Raw genomic sequence first — 16,852 nt, 5'->3', positions numbered from 1 at the left:
TCTGCGGAAACGTGGCAGGTCTGATTAAGCATGTCGCCAGACCTTCAGGGCAGAGATCACCAAAATGACGGCGAGCGCAGGCAGCAGGACCGCATTGGGCACGACACCCAAGAGCAATCCGCCAATGAATGTACCCAAAACTGAGCCCGACGCCATGACCAGCAGAAAGCGCTTGTTCTTTCCAAGAACGGCGAAGCTTTGATCGCGACTGTAGCGGGTGAACCCGACAAGCATCGTCGGCAGACTCACGGCGAGTGAGAGGCTTCCGGCGAGCTTGATGTCCGCGCCGAACAACAGGACCAGTGTCGGAATAAGCAGCTCGCCACCCGCGACGCCCAAGAGCGAGGCGACAATCCCAATCATGAAACCGGCGAGCACGCCGGCGATAAGCTGCGCCCCTCCAGTCAAGAGCGGCTGGCCGCTGCTCGCGTCATGGCCGACAACCAGAACGACCGCGATCGCAACTAGCAGAACCGCAATGACCTTATAGAGCGTTTCGGACTTGAGACGCGTGGCCCAGCCGGCACCAAACCACGCGCCCAACAGGCTCCCCGCGAGCAGGTTCACAACGATGAACCAGTTTGCCGCGATCGCTGCAAACGGAACGGTCGCAGCCCGGAACGGAAGGGCCGACGCGACGACAACCAGGCTCATCGCCTTGTTGAGAATGACGGCCTCCAGGGCCGCAAAGTTGAACATCCCGATGAGCAGCGGCAAGCGGAACTCGGCGCCCCCAAGACCGATTACGCCACCGAGTGCGCCGATAGTTGCGCCTCCAAAAAATGCAGCCGGCGTATTGCGAGCAGCGGGGGACGTGTGGGCAGAATTTTCCATGAACGATACATATGTCGAAACGCAACGATACGGATAGCAATCTGATGGCAGCAAGTGTGTCAAATTGCCGATGGTAAATCTCGTCAGCGAAGGAACCCTTCAGTGGACAACAATCTTCGCCGCGTCGTGTTCTTCGTCGCCTTGTTGAACCTGGGCTACTTTGCGGTTGAATTCGTCGTTGCGCTGGCCATCGGCTCGGTCTCGCTCTTGGCGGACAGCGTTGACTTCCTCGAAGATGCGTCCGTGAACCTTCTGATTTTCTTTGCGCTGGCATGGACGGCGCGGAACCGCGCTCGGGTCGGCATGGCGATGGCATTCATTCTGCTCGTCCCTGCGCTGGCTTTCTTATGGACGGCCTGGGCGAAGTTCATGGATCCAATCCCGCCTGAGCCCTTTGCCCTGTCCCTGGCTGGCTTTGGCGCTCTCCTGATCAACCTGTTCTGCGCCTACCTTCTCGTCGCTTACCGTCATACGAGCGGCAGCCTCACACGGGCTGCGTTCCTGTCGGCCCGCAACGATGCTTTCGCCAATGTCGCCATCATCGGCGCGGGACTGGCGACAGCTTACCTGTGGCAGTCAGCCTGGCCGGATTTGATTGTTGGCCTGGGGATTGCACTGATGAACCTGGATGCGGCGCGGGAAGTCTGGGAAGCTGCGCACGAAGAACACGACGTCGCGGTCTAAAGCAATTCCAGGAAAAGTGTGAAACGGTTCTCCGTCCGGAATTGCGCAATTTCAAACAGTTGGAGCATTTCACTGTTTCAATGAAACAGTGAAATGCTCCAGCTCGTCTGGAGCCTGTTGCCGCCCTCGGTAGGCCCGCAAGGCCCGCCGGACCCTGCACGGGCGCAACGCGCGGAAAACCACGTCAGGAGCCGGGCCTGTCGTTTCAGATTTGAGCGCTGGTTATTGCACCGTGATGTCGGGCAGCACGTCGAAGTCCAGCCTCTGGCCGGGTGCCGGCCCCGTGCTGCCGCCTTGGACATCGTCGGCCCCGCTCTGCGGCGGGATCGGCTGCTGTTCTTGGCCGGCACCGCGCACGCGCGATGGCCCCTGTTGTGCCCGGCGTGCAGCTTCGGCCTGCCGTTCCGCTTCGGCCCTGCGCTCCGCTTCGGCCTTGCGCTCGGCCTCGGCGCGCGCTTCCACTTCGGCCTTGACGCGGGCCGCTTCCGCTGCCCCGGCAGCACGCCGGCGCTCTTCGGCAATGGCACGTCGCCGTTCAAGTTCGCGGGCTTCCGCCTTCGCCTTGTAAAGCGCCACTTCACGGCGCAGCCGCTGCTTCTCCAGCACGTTCGCCTGCAGGATCTCGACCCGGCGGCGCTCGCGTTCGAAGGCGCGCAGCGACAGGAAATTGGCCAGATCGGCCACGTCGAGGCTGACGCCCGGCGCCTCCAGCAGGCCGGCATAGCCGATCCGCACGCGCGGTTCGCTACCGGCAAGCGCTTCCTCGCCGGGCCGGAAGGTCAGGTCGATGCCGCCATCGATCCGGCCGGCCGCAAGGTCAAGCGCTGCTCCGCCCATGAAGGCGGCACTGCCATCGCCGGCCGTAACGTTCTGCACCCGCAGCACGCCGCCGGCAACGCTGAAGGGAGCCTTGACGACGCCGACCACCGATTGGCCGGAGAACACGGCCGCTTCCGCCGCGCTGCGGATGCTATCCGCCGAGATCCGGGTCTTCTGACCATCGGCAGCAGCAATCAACTGCGGCAAAGCCGCACTATTGACGCCGTTCAGCGTCATGCCGTTGAAGGTCGCGGTGCCCGAACCGCTTGCCGCATGGGCCATCGCCTCCGGTGTCGCGCCGGATGCTTCCAGCGCGACGGAAAGATCGAATGTCCCGGTCGCCACCGGTGCGCCGGCATGGGTCCAGCCCGCCTGGGCCAGGTCGCCGCCCTTGACGTCCAGGCGCGAACGCAGGAAGCCGGAGCCGTTGGCGTTACCGACCTGCACCCGCCCGGCAAGCTTGCCACCCAGCCAGTCGCCGGTGGCATCGGTCAGGGAAAGCTCGTCGCCCTTCCACTCCATCTTGCCGGCAAAGCTCGTGACCGCGCCATAGACGCCCGGCCAGAATTTTCCTGCCTGCACGTCGAGCGCGACGTTGAGGCCGGTCCAGGCCGGCTGCGCCAGGGCACTCTTCGAGAACGCGCCGTTCGCATCCTCGACCGCGCCCAGGATGCCCTCGCCCAGCCAGGCAAGATCGAGCGTATCGACGGTGAGCTGGCCAGTGGCGGCGCCCGGCGATTTGCGGTCCACGGTCAAGGTGCCGGTGAAGGCGTTGTTGTCTGCCTTGCCCTCGACCGCCGTCAGCGCGATTGCCTCCGGGCTTGCGGCAACATCGGCCGAGATCGTCAGCGGCAGGCCGCTCCCCATCTGCGGCAGCGCGACCCCCTGCAGCAGCAGATAGGGCTCGACGTCCTGGGTCTGGAGCGTGACCTTTGCCTGGCCTTCGAGGAAGCGGTCGCGGGAAAGATCGACATTGCCCTTGGCTGCCAGCGACGACTTCTCGGTGGTGAAGGTCACCGTGCCGTTGGCCTTCGACCCTTCGGTGCTTTGCAGCTTGAGCGAGAGGATGCCGTTGGCGTCCGCATCGAAGGGCAAGGGATCAAAACCGGTCTGACCGAGAAGCAGGCGGGTTTCAGGGTTTTCAAGCGTCGCTTCGAGCAGCATCGCCTTGCCGGTCAGAGCCTGCACCATATCCGGCGCCTGGTAGCTGGCCGCAATCTTGGTGCCGTTCGCCGTGCCGAAGATGCCGAAGGTCGCCGGCGCATTGCCTTCCTTGTTGCCGGCCGTCAGCGTCACGTCGAAAGCCGCGTCGCTATAATAGGGCCCGGCCTTGATCAGCTGCCTGAGCGCCGGATGATTGACCGCGTGCCGGCCGATCATTTCCAGGAATGGCGTCAGGTTCTTGGCGGCAAGTTTCATCTTGGCCGAGACGACGGGCTTTTCCAGATCGCCGCTAGCCCGACCGGAGAAAGCCAGCTGAGCGCCGGCAAGCGAGCCGATCGCCAAGCGTTCGGCCTGGAGCTGGCCGTTCTTCAGCGTCAACACCGCCTGCACGTCCTTGGCTTCTTCACCGAAGGCGGAGAACTCGTCGGCCGAGAGGTCGGCGGCGATCGCATGCTGAAGCAGCGTCTCGGTGGAGGCATCGCCCGCCACCAGTCCAGTCAGCGCCTGAAGCGCCTCGAAATCGATGCGGTTGCCCTTGAGCTGCAGCGAGAGGTTCGGCTGCTGCTCGGCGAAGGATTGCCGCTCGAGCCGACCCTTCAGGCTTGCCTCACCTGCCGCCAATTCGAGGTTTTCGAACTGCTGCAGCGTATCGGTCAGGTTCACCTTGGCCGAAAAGCCGGCGGTCTTCAGCTTGCGGATCGCCGGGTCGACCGAGCCCGCCAGCCAGTTCGCAAGACCGGAGGGCTGGTTGGAGGCGAGCAGCAGGTCGCCGCGGAAGCTGCGCTGTCCCTTGAGGTTCAGCCGCCCCTTCGCTTCGAGTTGCGTGCGCCCCGGCAAGAGCGCCACGACATTGTCGATCACCCAGCCGGCGCCATCGGGCTGGACGTCGATGCGCACGTCGCGCACCGTCGTGTCGCCGACGACAATCGCCGGCAGCTTCAGGCTGGCACGGCCCGGCACCTGCGGAATGGGGATGTCGGCCGCAATAGCGAGCATCGCCTCCAGCCGCTGGCGCATGGAAATCGCAGGATCGCGGCCGGTCTTGGCATTGCGGCTCGGACCGATGCGGCTGACGTCGATCTGCTGGCCGTCGGCGATCAGCAGGAACTTCTGGTCCTTGCCGGTGTCGAGCGTCGCCTCGCCGGTCACCACATAAGGGTCGTCCGACGAGCCTACCTCGAAGCGATAATCCGGAACGCGGATGCTTTCGTTGGTAAGCTGGAAATCACCGTTGATGCGCAACGGCGCCCGCGCGTCATCCTTCTCCTCGCCCTGCCGGTTTTCCGTCAGGGTGAAGCGGCCGCTGTAAACGGGTTTGAAATCGACGATCTTCAGCGCGCCATCGGTTTCGACGCCGAAGGGGCGCTTGTCGGGCGTCACCCTTGCCTTGAGGCTGAGCGCCCCGGCTGCGTCCACCTCGTTGCTGGTAAAGGAGAAGCTGCCGGCTTCGCCGTCGAGCGCCGCACGCCCCTCCACTTTCCAGGGACCGGTAAGCGAGCGGGCGGAAACATCGGCGGCAAGCCCGCTTACGCGGCGGGTTCGGCCGGTCTGCTCGTCGACAAATTCGATCTGGCCATTGATGATCTCGACGTTTTCGAGCACGACGGTCTTGGCCGGGATCGAGGTGCGGCGACCGCGCGCCCAGTCGAGCGTACCATCCGGCAACAGCCTTACCTTGGCCTTCGGCCGGTCGAGCCGCATGTCGAAGATCAGCGCCTCGCCGCTCAGGAACGGCGCCAGTTCCGCGCTCATGGAAAACTGCGCCACCCGGATCAGTGGCTCACCGTCTTCGCTGGCGCCGACGCGCACGTCGTTCAGCGTCACGGTCGGAAACGGGATCAGCCGCGCATCGACGCTGCCATGCACGACGACCGGCTTGCCCATGATGCGGCTCGCCTCGCGCTCGAACTCCTTTCGAAAATCCGTCCAGTCAATGAACCACGGAGCGATCAGCGCCGCGAAGAGCGCAACGACCACAAGTCCACCGACGGCAAGCAGAATTCGCGAAAGCACCGTGCCTACATTCCCATACAATTCATCGGCGCGTTGCGCGCCGCGCATCACTTGACCGCCAGAGGCTCGCGCCCTGACGCTCTGATTTGCCGCATAATTCGGTCAGGGTCGATTCCGACTTCGGAACTATGCAGTACCACACTTTGGCGCCGGCGCATTGCCCGAAAAATTGGGCCAAAACCTGACGCCCCCGCGCGGGGTTCCGCCTCAGGCGAAGATCTTGCCTGGGTTGAAGATATTGTCCGGATCGAGCGAACGCTTGACCTGCCGCATCAGGTCCAGCGCGTCACCAAGCTCGGCTTCAAGAAACGGCATCTTTCCCTGGCCGATGCCGTGTTCGCCGGTACAGGTTCCATCCATTGCGAGCGCCCGGGCGTTCAGCCGCTCGACGAAAGCCTCGGCCCGCGCCACGTCGGCTGCGTCCTTGTCGTCGAACAGCAGGCCGACATGGAAGTTCCCGTCACCCGCATGCCCGACGATCGGCGCCGTCAGCCCGTGGGCGGCGCTGTCCTCCTGGGTCGCCACGACGCAATCGGCCAGCCGCGAGATCGGCACGCAGACGTCGGTCGACAGGATCGCCGCACCCGGGATCAGGCTTTTCTGCGCCCAATAGGCATTGTGCCTGGCTTTCCAGAGCCGCGCTCGCTCTTCCGGATTGGTCGTCCACTGGAAGCCTGACGAGCCGAACTCCGCCGCGATCTCGCCAAACTGGCGCGATTGCAGTTCGACGCTCTCGGCGTTGCCGTGAAATTCCACGAAGAGCGTCGGCGTTTCGGCATAGGAAAGGCCGGAATAGCCATTGCAGGCCTTCATCTGCAGCGCATCGAGAAGCTCGATGCGCGCTACGGGAATGCCCGACTGGATCGTGAGGATCACCGCGTTGCAGGCGTCTTCGATCGTCGGGAACGGGCAGACGCCGCCGGAAATGACCTCCGGGATGCCCTGGAGCCTGAGCGTGATCGAAGTGATGATGCCGAGCGTGCCTTCCGCGCCGACGAAAAGCCGCGTCAGATCGTAGCCGGCCGAAGACTTGCGCGCCCGGTGCGCGGTGCGGATCTCGCGCCCGTCTGATGTCACCACCGTCAGCGCCAGCACATTGTCCTTCATCGTGCCGTAGCGCACCGCATTGGTGCCCGAAGCCCGCGTCGAGGCCATGCCACCGATCGAGGCATTGGCACCGGGGTCGATCGGGAAGAACAGGCCGGTGTCGCGCAGATAGGTGTTGAGCTCTTCGCGGGTAATGCCCGGCTCCACCCGGCAATCGAGATCCTCGGCATTGACCTCCAGCACCTTGTTCATGCGGGCAAGATCGACCGAGATGCCGCCATTCGGCGCATTGATATGGCCCTCGAGCGAAGAGCCGGTGCCGAAGGGGATCAGCGGCACCTTGTGCCGGGCCGCAATCCGAACGATCTCACGAACGTCTTCGGCGCTTTCGGCAAACACCACCGCATCGGGAAGCTGTGCCGGAATGTAGGTGGTGGTGTGGGCGTGCTGGGCGCGGATCGCCTCGCCCGTCTGGAACCGGTCGCCGAAGCGGGCAGCCAGTTCTTCCTTCGCCGCCGTGATTCCGGCCTCGTTTCTCACGCCAGCTCTGATCGCCTTCAATGCCACGGAAAACGTCCTTCCTCCTGCATCTGCGGCATCCCCTTTGCAGATGCCCGGGAAGCGCAGTCATTTCAAGGCGCTACTGTGCAAATCGGAATCACTTTGTCCAGACGCTCGCGCACTTCTTGGGGAACGTAGCGCAGGAAAACGCCTGACGTGAGACCGGAGTGTCACAAGCCGGTGCGTCGCGCCATCTCGATGCGTCGTCTGACGGCGGGCGAACCACCGAAGATCCTTTCGGCAATGCCACGTATGAGGGCAAAAGCCGCAGAAAACACCTGCTGTTCGGCCCGTCGTGGATTATGATGATGCGACGAAGGAAGGAGAGGCAAATGCCGGGTCTGCTCGCTTTGCTCACCGCGTCGATCTTTTTCGGCGCCGCCATCTACATCAACTGGGCCGAACATCCCGCACGGCTCCATCTCGACGATCGTGCGGCACTGGTGCAGTGGGTCCCGTCCTATCGCAGGGGCTTCGAGATGCAGGCGACGCTCGCTCTTGTCTCCGGGCTGCTCGGTGCCGCCGCATGGGGGCAGACCGGCCATATCCTCTGGGGCATGGGTGCCGCCATCATCATCATGAACTGGCCCTATACGCTGCTCTTCGTCATGCCGGTCAATCGCCAGCTGGAGGCAACGCGGCCGGAGGAGACCGGAGACGAAAGCCGCGACCTGCTCCGGCTTTGGGGCAGGCTTCATGCCGGGCGAAGCGCGCTCGGCGGGCTGGCGGCAACGATCTTTCTCGTCGCCGCCTGGCTCGAATAGCAAGGCCCGGCGGAGGGGCGCTTCCGGCTCAGTGCGCCTCCAGCGCCGCCGCTGCGTCCATCTCCTCGTGCAGCTTGCGCTCCTCGTCCGCATGCGGCTTGGTGAAGCGGGCGATGACGAGGTAGGCGACCGGCGTCAGGTAGAGCGTGACGATCACCGCCAGCCCGAGACCGCCGACCAGCACCCAGCCGAGTGCGATGCGCGCTTCCGCGCCCGCGCCGCTTGCCAGCACCAGCGGCACGGCGCCGACGATGGTGGCGATCATCGTCATCATCACAGGGCGAAGGCGGACGTTGGCAGCGTTCTCGATCGCCGAGCGCACGTCCTGGCCGCGATCACGCAGCTGATTGGCGAATTCGACGATCAGGATGCCGTTCTTCGCCATGATGCCGACGAGCATGACGAGGCCGATCTGACTGTAGATGTTGAGCGTATTGCCGGTCATGATCATCGCAAAGACGGCGCAGGCAAGTCCGAGCGGCACCGTCGACATGATGATGAGGCCGCTGACGAAGCTTTCGAACTGGGCGGCGAGCACCAGGAAGATGATGACGAGGGCAAAGCCGAAGGTGACGAAGAGGCCGTTGGCGTTTTCGTTGAGCGTCGCGGCTTCGGCAAGCGGCATGATGCGAGAACCGGGCGGCAAGAGCGGTTCGGCCATCTGCTCGACCATGGTGAGCGCCTCCCCTAGCGCGAGGTCGGACTTCAGGCCGGCCGAAAGCGACACGGCGCGAAGCTGCGATTCCCGCGAGAGCTGCGGCGCCACCGCCATCTCCTCGACGCTGGCGATGGTCGACATCGGCACGATCTTGCCGTCTCCAGCCTTCAGGAAGATGTTCTGCAGATCGGTCGGGTCGTTGACCGGATTGGTGGAGGACAAGAGCTTCACCGGGTAGGATTCGCCGTCGACGTAGACATCGACGACGCTGTTGCCGTCGAGCATGGCCTGCAGCGCCCAGGCGAGGCCGCCGATATCGACGCCCATGTCGGAGGCGCGCTCGCGGTCGATAGTGATCGAAAGCTGCGCCTGGTTGGCCTCGTAGTTGAGCCGGACGTTCTCGAAGCGGCCGGTGTCTTCCATCTGGCGCACCAGTTTCGCCGCCGCATCGCCGAGCTTGTTGTAGTCGTTGCCGACGAGCGCCACCTGCAGGCCGCTGCCGGCGCCGCGAATGCCGAGACTGTTCGGCTGGATCGCAAAGACGCGAACTGAGGGAATGCGCGCCGTCACCCTGTTGATCTCGGCGACGATCTCCTGCTGGCTTCGGTCGCGCTTCTCCCAGGAGGCGAGCGTCAGCACCATGAAACCGCTGTTGACCGAACCGCCCTGCCCCGAAATCGAGAAGATGTTGTCGATCTCGCCGGATTTGACCAGCGGCTGCAGGCCGTCCTCGATGCGGCGCATCTGCGCCTGGGCATAGTCGAGTGAGACGCCCTGCGGCGCGTTGATGCGCATCATCACCTGCGAGCGGTCCTCGCTCGGCGTCAGCTCCGATTTCAGCGTCAGGAAGCCGGCAGCCCCCATGACCGTGAAGAAGGCGGCAACGACAAAGACGATCAGCGGCGAATTGAGGCAGGCGCGAAGCGTCACCCGGTAGAAGCCGGCGGCGCGTGCCCCGAACCGCGCCATCGGCCCCGGCACCGTGTGCTGCTCCTTCGTCAGCATGCGCGAGGCAAGCATCGGGCAGAGTGTTAGCGACACGAAGGAGGAAAGCAGGATCGAGAAGGCGAGCACGAAGCCGAACTCGCGGAAAAGACCGCCCGTCTGCCCCGGCAGGAACGACAGCGGTACGAAGACGGCAGCAAGCGTCGCCGTCGTCGCCAGCACCGCGAAGAACACTTCGAGCGTGCCGTGCACGGCCGCTGCCCGTGGACCGAGCCCCTCGGCGCGCCGCCGCACGATGTTTTCGAGCACCACGATGGCGTCGTCGACGACGAGGCCGGTCGCAAGAACGATCGCAAGCAGCGTCAGGATGTTGATGGAGAAGCCCGCGAGATAGATCGCCGCCACCGTGCCGATCAGCGCGATCGGCATGCTGATCGTCGGGATCAGCGTCGCCCGCCAGTCGAGCAGGAACAGGTAGATGACCAGCGTCACGATGAAGACCGCGACGATCAGGGCGATCTCCACCTCATGGATGGCGCCGTTGATGAAGACCGCATCGTCGCTGGTGATCCTGAGCTGTGTGCCCTCCGGCAGGATCTGCGTCTGGATCGTATCGACGACCTTGCGCACGCCCTCGGAAATATCGACCGTATTGGACTGCGCCTGGCGCACGATGCCAAGCCCGATGCCCTGGCGGCCGTTGGAGCGCAGCGCCGTCGTGCCGGTATCGGGACCGAGCGTCACGGTCGCCACGTCACGTAGGCGCACATTGTTGACGAGGATCAGGTTTTCGAACTGCTCCGGCGTCTGCAGGTCGGCCGTGGCGCGCACGGAGATATCCTGGCTGGCGCTGGTGAGCTTGCCGGCCGGCACGTCATAGGAGGCGTTGGCAAGTGCTGTCCGGAGGTTTGCCACCGTCACCCCGCGCCCGGCGAGCTTCGCCTGGTCGAGGTCGATGCGGAAGATCTTCTCCTGGTCGCCATAGACGGCGACGTCGGCCACGCCTTCGACGGCAGCCAGCCGGTCGCTGATCTCGTTTTCGACGAGCAGCGTCATGTCTTCCATCGACATGGTGTCGGAGGTGAGCGCCAGCCGCATGATCGGCTGGCTGTCGGCGTCGGCTTTGACGATGCTCGGCTCGTCGACATTGTCCGGAAGCTGGTTGCGCACCCGGCCGAGCGCGTCGCGGATGTCGTTGGAGGCCTGACCGATATCGGTCGTGTCGGAGAATTGCAGCGTCACGCGGCTGCGGCCAAAGGACGAGGTCGACGAGATGTCGCGGATGCCCTGCACACGCGAAACGGCACCTTCGACGACTGAGGTCACCTCGCGGTCCATCGTCTCGGGGGCGGCGCCATCGAGCGTGGTGGTCACCGAGATGACAGGCTGGTCGACCTGCGGCAGCTCGCGGATCTCGATGCCGTTCCAGGCGGCAAGGCCAGCAACGACGATCAGCGTGTTGACCACCAGCGCGAAAATCGGCCGGCGGATGAAGAGTGCGGTAAAGCCGGTCTTGCCGCGCTCGCGGGCGGACGTCTTGCTGTGCCCTTCGCCGCCGCTCACTTGGTTTCCTCCGCGACCTTCTGCGCAGGTTCTTGGCTGCGCTCGCGACCGGCGATGCGCACGTCGCCGCCGTCACGCAGGCGCTGCACGCCTTCGGTCACGATCTCGTCGCGTTCGTTAAGGGCCGCGTCGACGAGCACCTTGTCCGGATTGCGCTGGATGATCTTCACCGGCACCTTTTCGCTCTTATCGCCGGCAACGCGCCAGATGTAGGAGCCTTCCGAGCTCCACTGGATCGCCAGCGGATCGACGGTCGGATAGGTGTCGCCGTCAAACGCGACGGTAACGGAGAAGGACATGCCCGCCCGCAGCATATCGTCGGGGTTTTCGAGCCGTGCGCGCACACGCAGCGTGCGGCTTGCCTGGTCAAGGCGGTTGTCGATCGCGTGGATTGCGCCGTCGAGCTGGTTGCCCGGCTGGGCGATCGCGAAAGCCGTGACCGGCTGGCCGACGGTGATCTTGTTGGCGAAGCGTTCCGGCACCCAGAAATCGACGAGGATTTCCGAGCGATCGTCGACAACGGCGATCGGCGTCGTGGTCGTGACATAGTCGCCGACATTGACGGTGATGATGCCGACGACACCCTTGGACGGCGCGACGATATCGCGGCGCTTGAGGTCGAGTTCGGCAGTCTTCAGCGCCAGTTCGGCGGTCTGCATCGCGATCTCGGCATCACGCACTTCCACCGCCGTCACCGCCCGCGCCGTGCTGAGGTTGCGATAACGCTCGACCTTTTCGCGGGCGCTGTCGCGGTTGAGCCGCGCCTGGTCAGCGGCGATCTTCTGGTCGTCGCTGTCGAGCCTGGCGATCACCTGGCCCTGGGCCACCTTTTCGCCGGAGCGCACCAGGATTTCGGTGAGATTGCCGGTGGCCGTCGGGGTCACGGTGACAGAGTGGATCGCTTCGCCGTTGCCGATCGCGTTCAGCCGGTCGTTGACGACAGCGGTCGCCGAGGGGCGAACCATGACGAGGATGGCATTGTTGCCACCCTGGCCGCGACCATTTCCGCGCTCGCCGCCCTCGCCGCCGCCGGCGCCGGGCTTGGACAAGGCATCGATCAGCGGGTGCGAAACGCCGATGGCGGCGAGCGTTTCACCTGCGCCGGGCACGAACCGTACCCAGACGGTTGCGCCCACGAGAAGCACAGCGGCGCTCACCGCAAGCTGTTTCCAAACCCGCATTCAAGTCTCCAGATTAAGCATAAAACACGCCCCAGCGCGGCGCGGCCGGCGGTTCGTTCCGAATGGGCGGAGTATCCCCGTTCGCGCGCGTCGGGGCAATGACGGAATGCCATCATTACGCAATTGTAATAAAAGCGAATTTGGTGGCGGCATGATGACGTGCGGAGCATTTGTACCGCAGCTTTCAGCGTGAACCGCACTTTGCTGCATAGGTCGGCATTTACAGCGGCTTCTGTCGCGCTATCCTGCAACCGCCGGCCGCGTTTTCGAGCGGTTTCGCCGTCTGGTTTTCAAGTTTCTTGAAGGAGAGCAAGAGCGATGTGCGATGTCTGTGTGATGGAAACAGTGAAGGCGCGCATGCTGTCGCGCCGCAGCTTCTTCAAGGCCGCAGCAGTTGGAACTGCCGGCCTTGCCGTGGCGAGCACCGGTGCGGCACCCCCGGCATTGGCTCAGGGACATAGTAATGTCACGGACTTGACCCACGAGCTGCACGAGGATTTCCCGACCTTCTTCGGCCAGCAGCAGTTCTTCCGCGAGCAAAAGTTCAGCTACGCCAAAGAAAAGTTCAATCTGTTCGAACTGCGGGTGAACGAACACACCGGCACCCATGTCGATGCGCCCCTGCACTTTTCCGCCGATGGCCTGTCGGTCGCCGAGCTGCCGGTGGAAAAACTCGTCGTGCCGCTCTGCATCGTCGACATCCGCGAAAAGGCTGGCGCCGACCCCGATGCGCAGGTGACACCCGACGACCTCAAGGCCTGGGTCGCCACCAATGGCGAGATCCCGGAAAACGCCTGCGTCGCCATGCTTTCGGGCTGGGCCGCGCATATGGGCACGGAGAAATTCCGCAATGCCGATGGCAACGGCAAGTTGCACTTCCCCGGCTTTCACGCGGAGGCGGCGAAGTATCTGATCGAGGAGAGCAAGGCCGCCGGCATCGCCGTCGATACGCTCTCGCTCGACCATGGCCCCTCGCCGGATTTCGCCACGCACTATGCCTGGCTGCCCGAGGGTCGCTGGGGGCTGGAGGCTGCCGCCAACCTCGACAAGCTGCCGGCCAAGGGCGCGACGCTCATCCTCGGCGCGCCGAAACATCGCGGCGGCACCGGCGGCCCGGCGCGCGTCTTCGCCCTTGTTTGATCCATACGCTTCAATCCGGCGGCGCAAGGCCGCCGGCAACCCCCATGGAGGAAAGCCCATGAGCACCGTTACCCCGCCGAAGAACCCGGAAGCCGACCCGCGCGTCAAAGCCGTGTTCGACGATATCCGCGCCACGCGCAAATCCGATTTCATCAACAATATGTGGCTGTGGCTCGCCTTCGACCCGGATCTGCTGGAGAAGACCTGGCGCGACGTCAAGGCGGTGATGGCAACGCCTTCTGCGCTCGATCCGCTGGTGAAGGAGATGCTCTATATCGCCGTCTCCGTCACCAATGGCTGCGGCTACTGCGCCCATTCCCATACCGCCGCAGCAAGGGCGAAGGGCATGAGCGATGCCGAGCACGCGGACCTCTTGCGGGTGATCTCGCTCGCGGCCCGCACCAACCAGCTTGCGACGGCGCTGCAGGTCCCGGTCGACCCCGTCTTCGACAAAACGGCTGGATAAAGCACACCGCGCAAAAGTGCGCAGCGGTTTTGCGATACGACAAGCGACAAATCAAAACGTGCGACCAAGAATAAGCGGTCTCGAAATCGCCTGTCTTTCCACAGGCTTGGTGCGGCTGGCGCAGAAAACGGAATAAAAGAAGAACATCCTTTCTGGCCTTTCCCCACCGAATCACTACATTGAGCCGCATGATGAGTGGTTTCGACGACATTCCTTTTTTCGACGAGGAGCCGGCGCCGCGCAAGCAGCCGCCAGCCCCCGGAGGTATCCCCGCCGCCGGCGGCATTGCCGCGCGCGCCATGGCTGCGCGCGATCGCGCCCAGCCGCGCCCGGACTATCTCTCCGGCCTCAACCCGGAACAGGCCGAGGCGGTCGAAACGCTTGACGGTCCCGTGCTCGTGCTTGCCGGCGCCGGCACCGGCAAGACCCGCGTGCTGACGACCCGCATCGCCCACATCCTTTCCACCAACCGCGCCTTCCCTTCGCAGATCCTTGCGGTGACCTTCACCAACAAGGCGGCGCGCGAGATGAAGGAGCGCATCGGCGTGCTCGTCGGCCATGCGGTCGAAGGCATGCCCTGGCTCGGCACCTTCCACTCGATCGGCGTCAAGCTTTTGCGCCGTCACGCCGAGCTCGTGGGCTTACGCTCCGATTTCACCATTCTCGACACCGATGACGTGGTGCGGCTGATCAAGCAACTCATCCAGGCCGAAGGCATCGACGACAAGCGCTGGCCGGCCAAACAGTTCGCCGGCATGATCGACGGCTGGAAGAACAAGGGCCTCGATCCCGCCCAGATCCCCGAGGGCGACGCCCGCGCCTTTGCCAATGGCAAGGGCCGCGAACTCTACGCCGCCTACCAAAACCGGCTTTTGACGCTGAACGCCTGCGACTTCGGCGATCTGCTCCTGCACCCGATCCGCATTTTCCGTAACCATGCGGACGTGCTGAAGGATTATCACGACAAGTTCCGTTACATCCTCGTCGACGAGTACCAGGACACCAACACGGCGCAGTACATGTGGCTGCGCTTGCTCGCCCAGCGTCCGAAGCCGTCGAGTGCCGCAGCTCATCCGGGTGCAGCCCGGCAAGGCCAAGCGGCCGCCGCGCCTGATGGCGCGCCCCCGCGGAGCGAGCCGCGCAGCGGCGACAGCGTGAGCGCAAACAAACAGCAGCAGATCAATATCTGCTGCGTCGGCGACGACGACCAGTCGATCTATGGCTGGCGCGGTGCGGAAGTAGACAACATCCTGCGCTTCGAGAAGGATTTCCCGGGCGCCAAGGTGATCAAGCTCGAGCGCAACTATCGCTCGACCGAACATATCCTCGGCGCTGCCGGCCACCTGATCGCCCACAATGAAGGCCGCCTCGGCAAGACGCTCTTTACCGACCGCACCGATCCGGACGACGAAAAGGTGCAGGTGCACGCCGCCTGGGATTCGGAAGAGGAAGCCCGCGCCGTCGGCGAGGAAATCGAGCAGCTCCAGCGCCAGAAGCACAATCTCAACGACATGGCGATCCTGGTGCGCGCCTCGTTCCAGATGCGCGAGTTCGAAGACCGCTTCGTCACGCTTGGCCTCAACTACCGCGTCATCGGCGGCCCGCGCTTCTACGAGCGCCTCGAAATCCGCGATGCCATGGCCTATTTCCGCCTGGTCTGTCAGCCGGCCGACGACCTCGCCTTCGAGCGCATCATCAACACGCCGAAGCGCGGCCTGGGCGACACCACCGTGCGCACGCTGCACGACTATGCCCGCGCCCGCGATATCCCGATGCTGGCGGCTGCCAGCGACATCATCGAGACCGACGAGCTGAAGCCGAGGGCGCGCAAGGCGCTGTTCGACGTCGTCACCGACTTCCGCCGCTGGCAGAGCCTGCTCGAAACGACTGTGCACACCGAGCTTGCCGAGCAGATCCTCGACGAGAGCGGCTACACCGCGATGTGGCAGAACGACAAGTCGGCCGAAGCTCCCGGGCGGCTCGAAAACCTGAAGGAACTCATCCGCTCGATGGAGGCCTTCGAGAGCCTGCGCGGCTTCCTCGAACACGTCGCCCTCGTGATGGATGCCGAGCAGAACGAAAACCTCGACGCCGTCTCGATCATGACGCTGCACTCGGCCAAGGGGCTGGAGTTCGACACGGTGTTCCTGCCCGGCTGGGAAGAAGGTCTCTTCCCGCACCAGCGCGCGCTCGACGAAGGCGGCCGCTCCGGCTTGGAAGAAGAACGGCGCCTTGCCTATGTCGGCATCACCCGCGCCAAACACCGCTGCCACATCTGGTTCGTCTCCAACCGTCGCATCCACGGCCTGTGGCAATCGACGCTGCCCTCGCGCTTCCTCGACGAGCTGCCGCCCGCCCATGTCGACGTGGCCGAGAGCGAGCAATCCTATGGCGGCTATGGCCGCGGCGGTTACGGCCAGTCACGCTTCGACAAGGCCGACCCCTTCCAGAACACCTATTCGACACCGGGCTGGAAGCGCGCCCAGCAGCACCGTTCCGACGCCACCCGCGACAACTGGGGCACCCGCTCCGGCCACGCGGTCGAGCGCATCGGCTACGGCGAAAGCGGGCCGCGCGGCCGCACCATCGACGGCGAGCTGGTGGCGAAATCGACGGCCACGGAACCCTCGCGCTTCTCGGTCGGCGACCGCGTCTTCCACATGAAGTTCGGCAACGGCAACATCGCCGCGATCGAAGGCAACAAGCTCACCATCGACTTCGACCGCGCCGGCCAGAAGCGCGTGCTGGATGGGTTTGTCGAGAAGGTGTGAGGAGGTCAGAGCTCTCCTCACGTGCATTCCCAGTGACCGCGCAACCATCGATCTCATGGCGTCGACCGGCGAAGTGCACTAATAATTGCAGGCACAATTCTCGCGTTTGAACGAAACCTTGTACCGATCTCCCTCGACGCGAAGTGGATGGAGACATGTCCTGGACGAGCGCTGTTCGCGGCCTGCTGGAGGTAGGCGCTTCACATGCTGCCGAGGATGACCGGCAAGGCATTCTCGTTGCG

10 protein-coding genes are annotated in these 16,852 nt (G+C 64.3%); 5 read left to right on the top strand and 5 right to left on the bottom strand.

Annotation, left to right across the window (positions count from 1 at the left end; genetic code table 11):
- Positions 1 to 24 precede the first annotated feature (24 nt).
- Positions 25 to 834: a sulfite exporter TauE/SafE family protein gene (locus tag V7S54_RS11475; protein ID WP_083203676.1), complete on the bottom strand. Its 810-nt coding sequence runs from the start codon at positions 832 to 834 to the stop codon at positions 25 to 27.
- Between the two features lie 102 nt (positions 835 to 936).
- Here V7S54_RS11475 and V7S54_RS11470 point away from each other — a divergent pair, with 102 nt between their 5' ends.
- Positions 937 to 1,518, top strand: coding sequence for a cation transporter (locus V7S54_RS11470; protein WP_065374942.1), 582 nt, complete (start codon positions 937 to 939; stop codon positions 1,516 to 1,518).
- 222 nt (positions 1,519 to 1,740) lie between these two features.
- On the opposite strand, the gene V7S54_RS11465 is transcribed toward V7S54_RS11470, so the two are convergent.
- Together V7S54_RS11465 and V7S54_RS11460 are read right to left on the bottom strand one after the other, a co-directional pair.
- Entirely contained in the window at positions 1,741 to 5,478 is a 3,738-nt protein-coding gene (locus V7S54_RS11465; protein WP_419178166.1) for an AsmA family protein, read from the bottom strand.
- Between the two features lie 243 nt (positions 5,479 to 5,721).
- Positions 5,722 to 7,128, bottom strand: a complete 1,407-nt coding sequence (locus V7S54_RS11460) for an FAD-binding oxidoreductase (RefSeq protein ID WP_065374943.1) — start codon at positions 7,126 to 7,128, stop codon at positions 5,722 to 5,724.
- A 326-nt stretch (positions 7,129 to 7,454) separates the two neighbouring features.
- Between V7S54_RS11460 and V7S54_RS11455 the strand changes: the two genes are divergently transcribed.
- Positions 7,455 to 7,886, top strand: a complete 432-nt coding sequence (locus V7S54_RS11455; protein ID WP_065374944.1) for a DUF1772 domain-containing protein — start codon at positions 7,455 to 7,457, stop codon at positions 7,884 to 7,886.
- 28 nt (positions 7,887 to 7,914) lie between these two features.
- On the opposite strand, the gene V7S54_RS11450 is transcribed toward V7S54_RS11455, so the two are convergent.
- Both V7S54_RS11450 and V7S54_RS11445 read right to left on the bottom strand, forming a co-directional pair.
- The gene (locus V7S54_RS11450) at positions 7,915 to 11,052 is read right to left on the bottom strand and encodes an efflux RND transporter permease subunit (protein ID WP_336408351.1); all 3,138 of its coding nucleotides are present in this window, start codon (positions 11,050 to 11,052) and stop codon (positions 7,915 to 7,917) included.
- A complete protein-coding gene (locus V7S54_RS11445) occupies positions 11,049 to 12,233 on the bottom strand; it encodes an efflux RND transporter periplasmic adaptor subunit (RefSeq protein ID WP_336408352.1) in 1,185 nt (394 codons plus the stop codon). Before V7S54_RS11445 ends, V7S54_RS11450 begins: the two co-directional genes overlap by 4 nt.
- Positions 12,234 to 12,551: 318 nt before the next feature.
- On the opposite strand from V7S54_RS11445, the gene V7S54_RS11440 reads away from it, so the two are divergent.
- The 3 genes from V7S54_RS11440 (at position 12,552) to V7S54_RS11430 (ending at position 16,610) form a co-directional block, all read left to right on the top strand.
- Complete coding sequence (locus tag V7S54_RS11440) at positions 12,552 to 13,373, top strand: cyclase family protein (protein WP_336408353.1); 822 nt, start codon at positions 12,552 to 12,554, stop codon at positions 13,371 to 13,373.
- A gap of 58 nt (positions 13,374 to 13,431) precedes the next feature.
- Entirely contained in the window at positions 13,432 to 13,839 is a 408-nt protein-coding gene (locus V7S54_RS11435) for a carboxymuconolactone decarboxylase family protein (protein ID WP_065374948.1), read from the top strand.
- Between the two features lie 188 nt (positions 13,840 to 14,027).
- Positions 14,028 to 16,610 (top strand): ATP-dependent helicase, encoded by a 2,583-nt coding sequence (locus V7S54_RS11430; RefSeq protein WP_065374949.1) that lies wholly within the window; start codon positions 14,028 to 14,030, stop codon positions 16,608 to 16,610.
- Positions 16,611 to 16,852: the final 242 nt, after the last annotated feature.

It is taken from the genome of Ensifer sp. CCNWLY38, from assembly GCF_037120565.1.
Classification (GTDB): Bacteria; Pseudomonadota; Alphaproteobacteria; order Rhizobiales; family Rhizobiaceae; genus Ensifer; species Ensifer adhaerens_H.
Note: the sequence above shows the minus strand (reverse complement) of the source record. Positions and strands in the feature narration are given on the sequence as shown.

Coding starts and splice junctions, on each gene's coding strand:
- V7S54_RS11475 (WP_083203676.1), bottom strand. CDS start 834: ATGGAAAATTCTGCCCACACGTCCCCCGCTGCTCGCAATACGCCGGCT.
- V7S54_RS11455 (WP_065374944.1), top strand. CDS start 7,455: ATGCCGGGTCTGCTCGCTTTGCTCACCGCGTCGATCTTTTTCGGCGCC.
- V7S54_RS11445 (WP_336408352.1), bottom strand. CDS start 12,233: ATGCGGGTTTGGAAACAGCTTGCGGTGAGCGCCGCTGTGCTTCTCGTG.
- V7S54_RS11440 (WP_336408353.1), top strand. CDS start 12,552: ATGTGCGATGTCTGTGTGATGGAAACAGTGAAGGCGCGCATGCTGTCG.
- V7S54_RS11435 (WP_065374948.1), top strand. CDS start 13,432: ATGAGCACCGTTACCCCGCCGAAGAACCCGGAAGCCGACCCGCGCGTC.
- V7S54_RS11430 (WP_065374949.1), top strand. CDS start 14,028: ATGATGAGTGGTTTCGACGACATTCCTTTTTTCGACGAGGAGCCGGCG.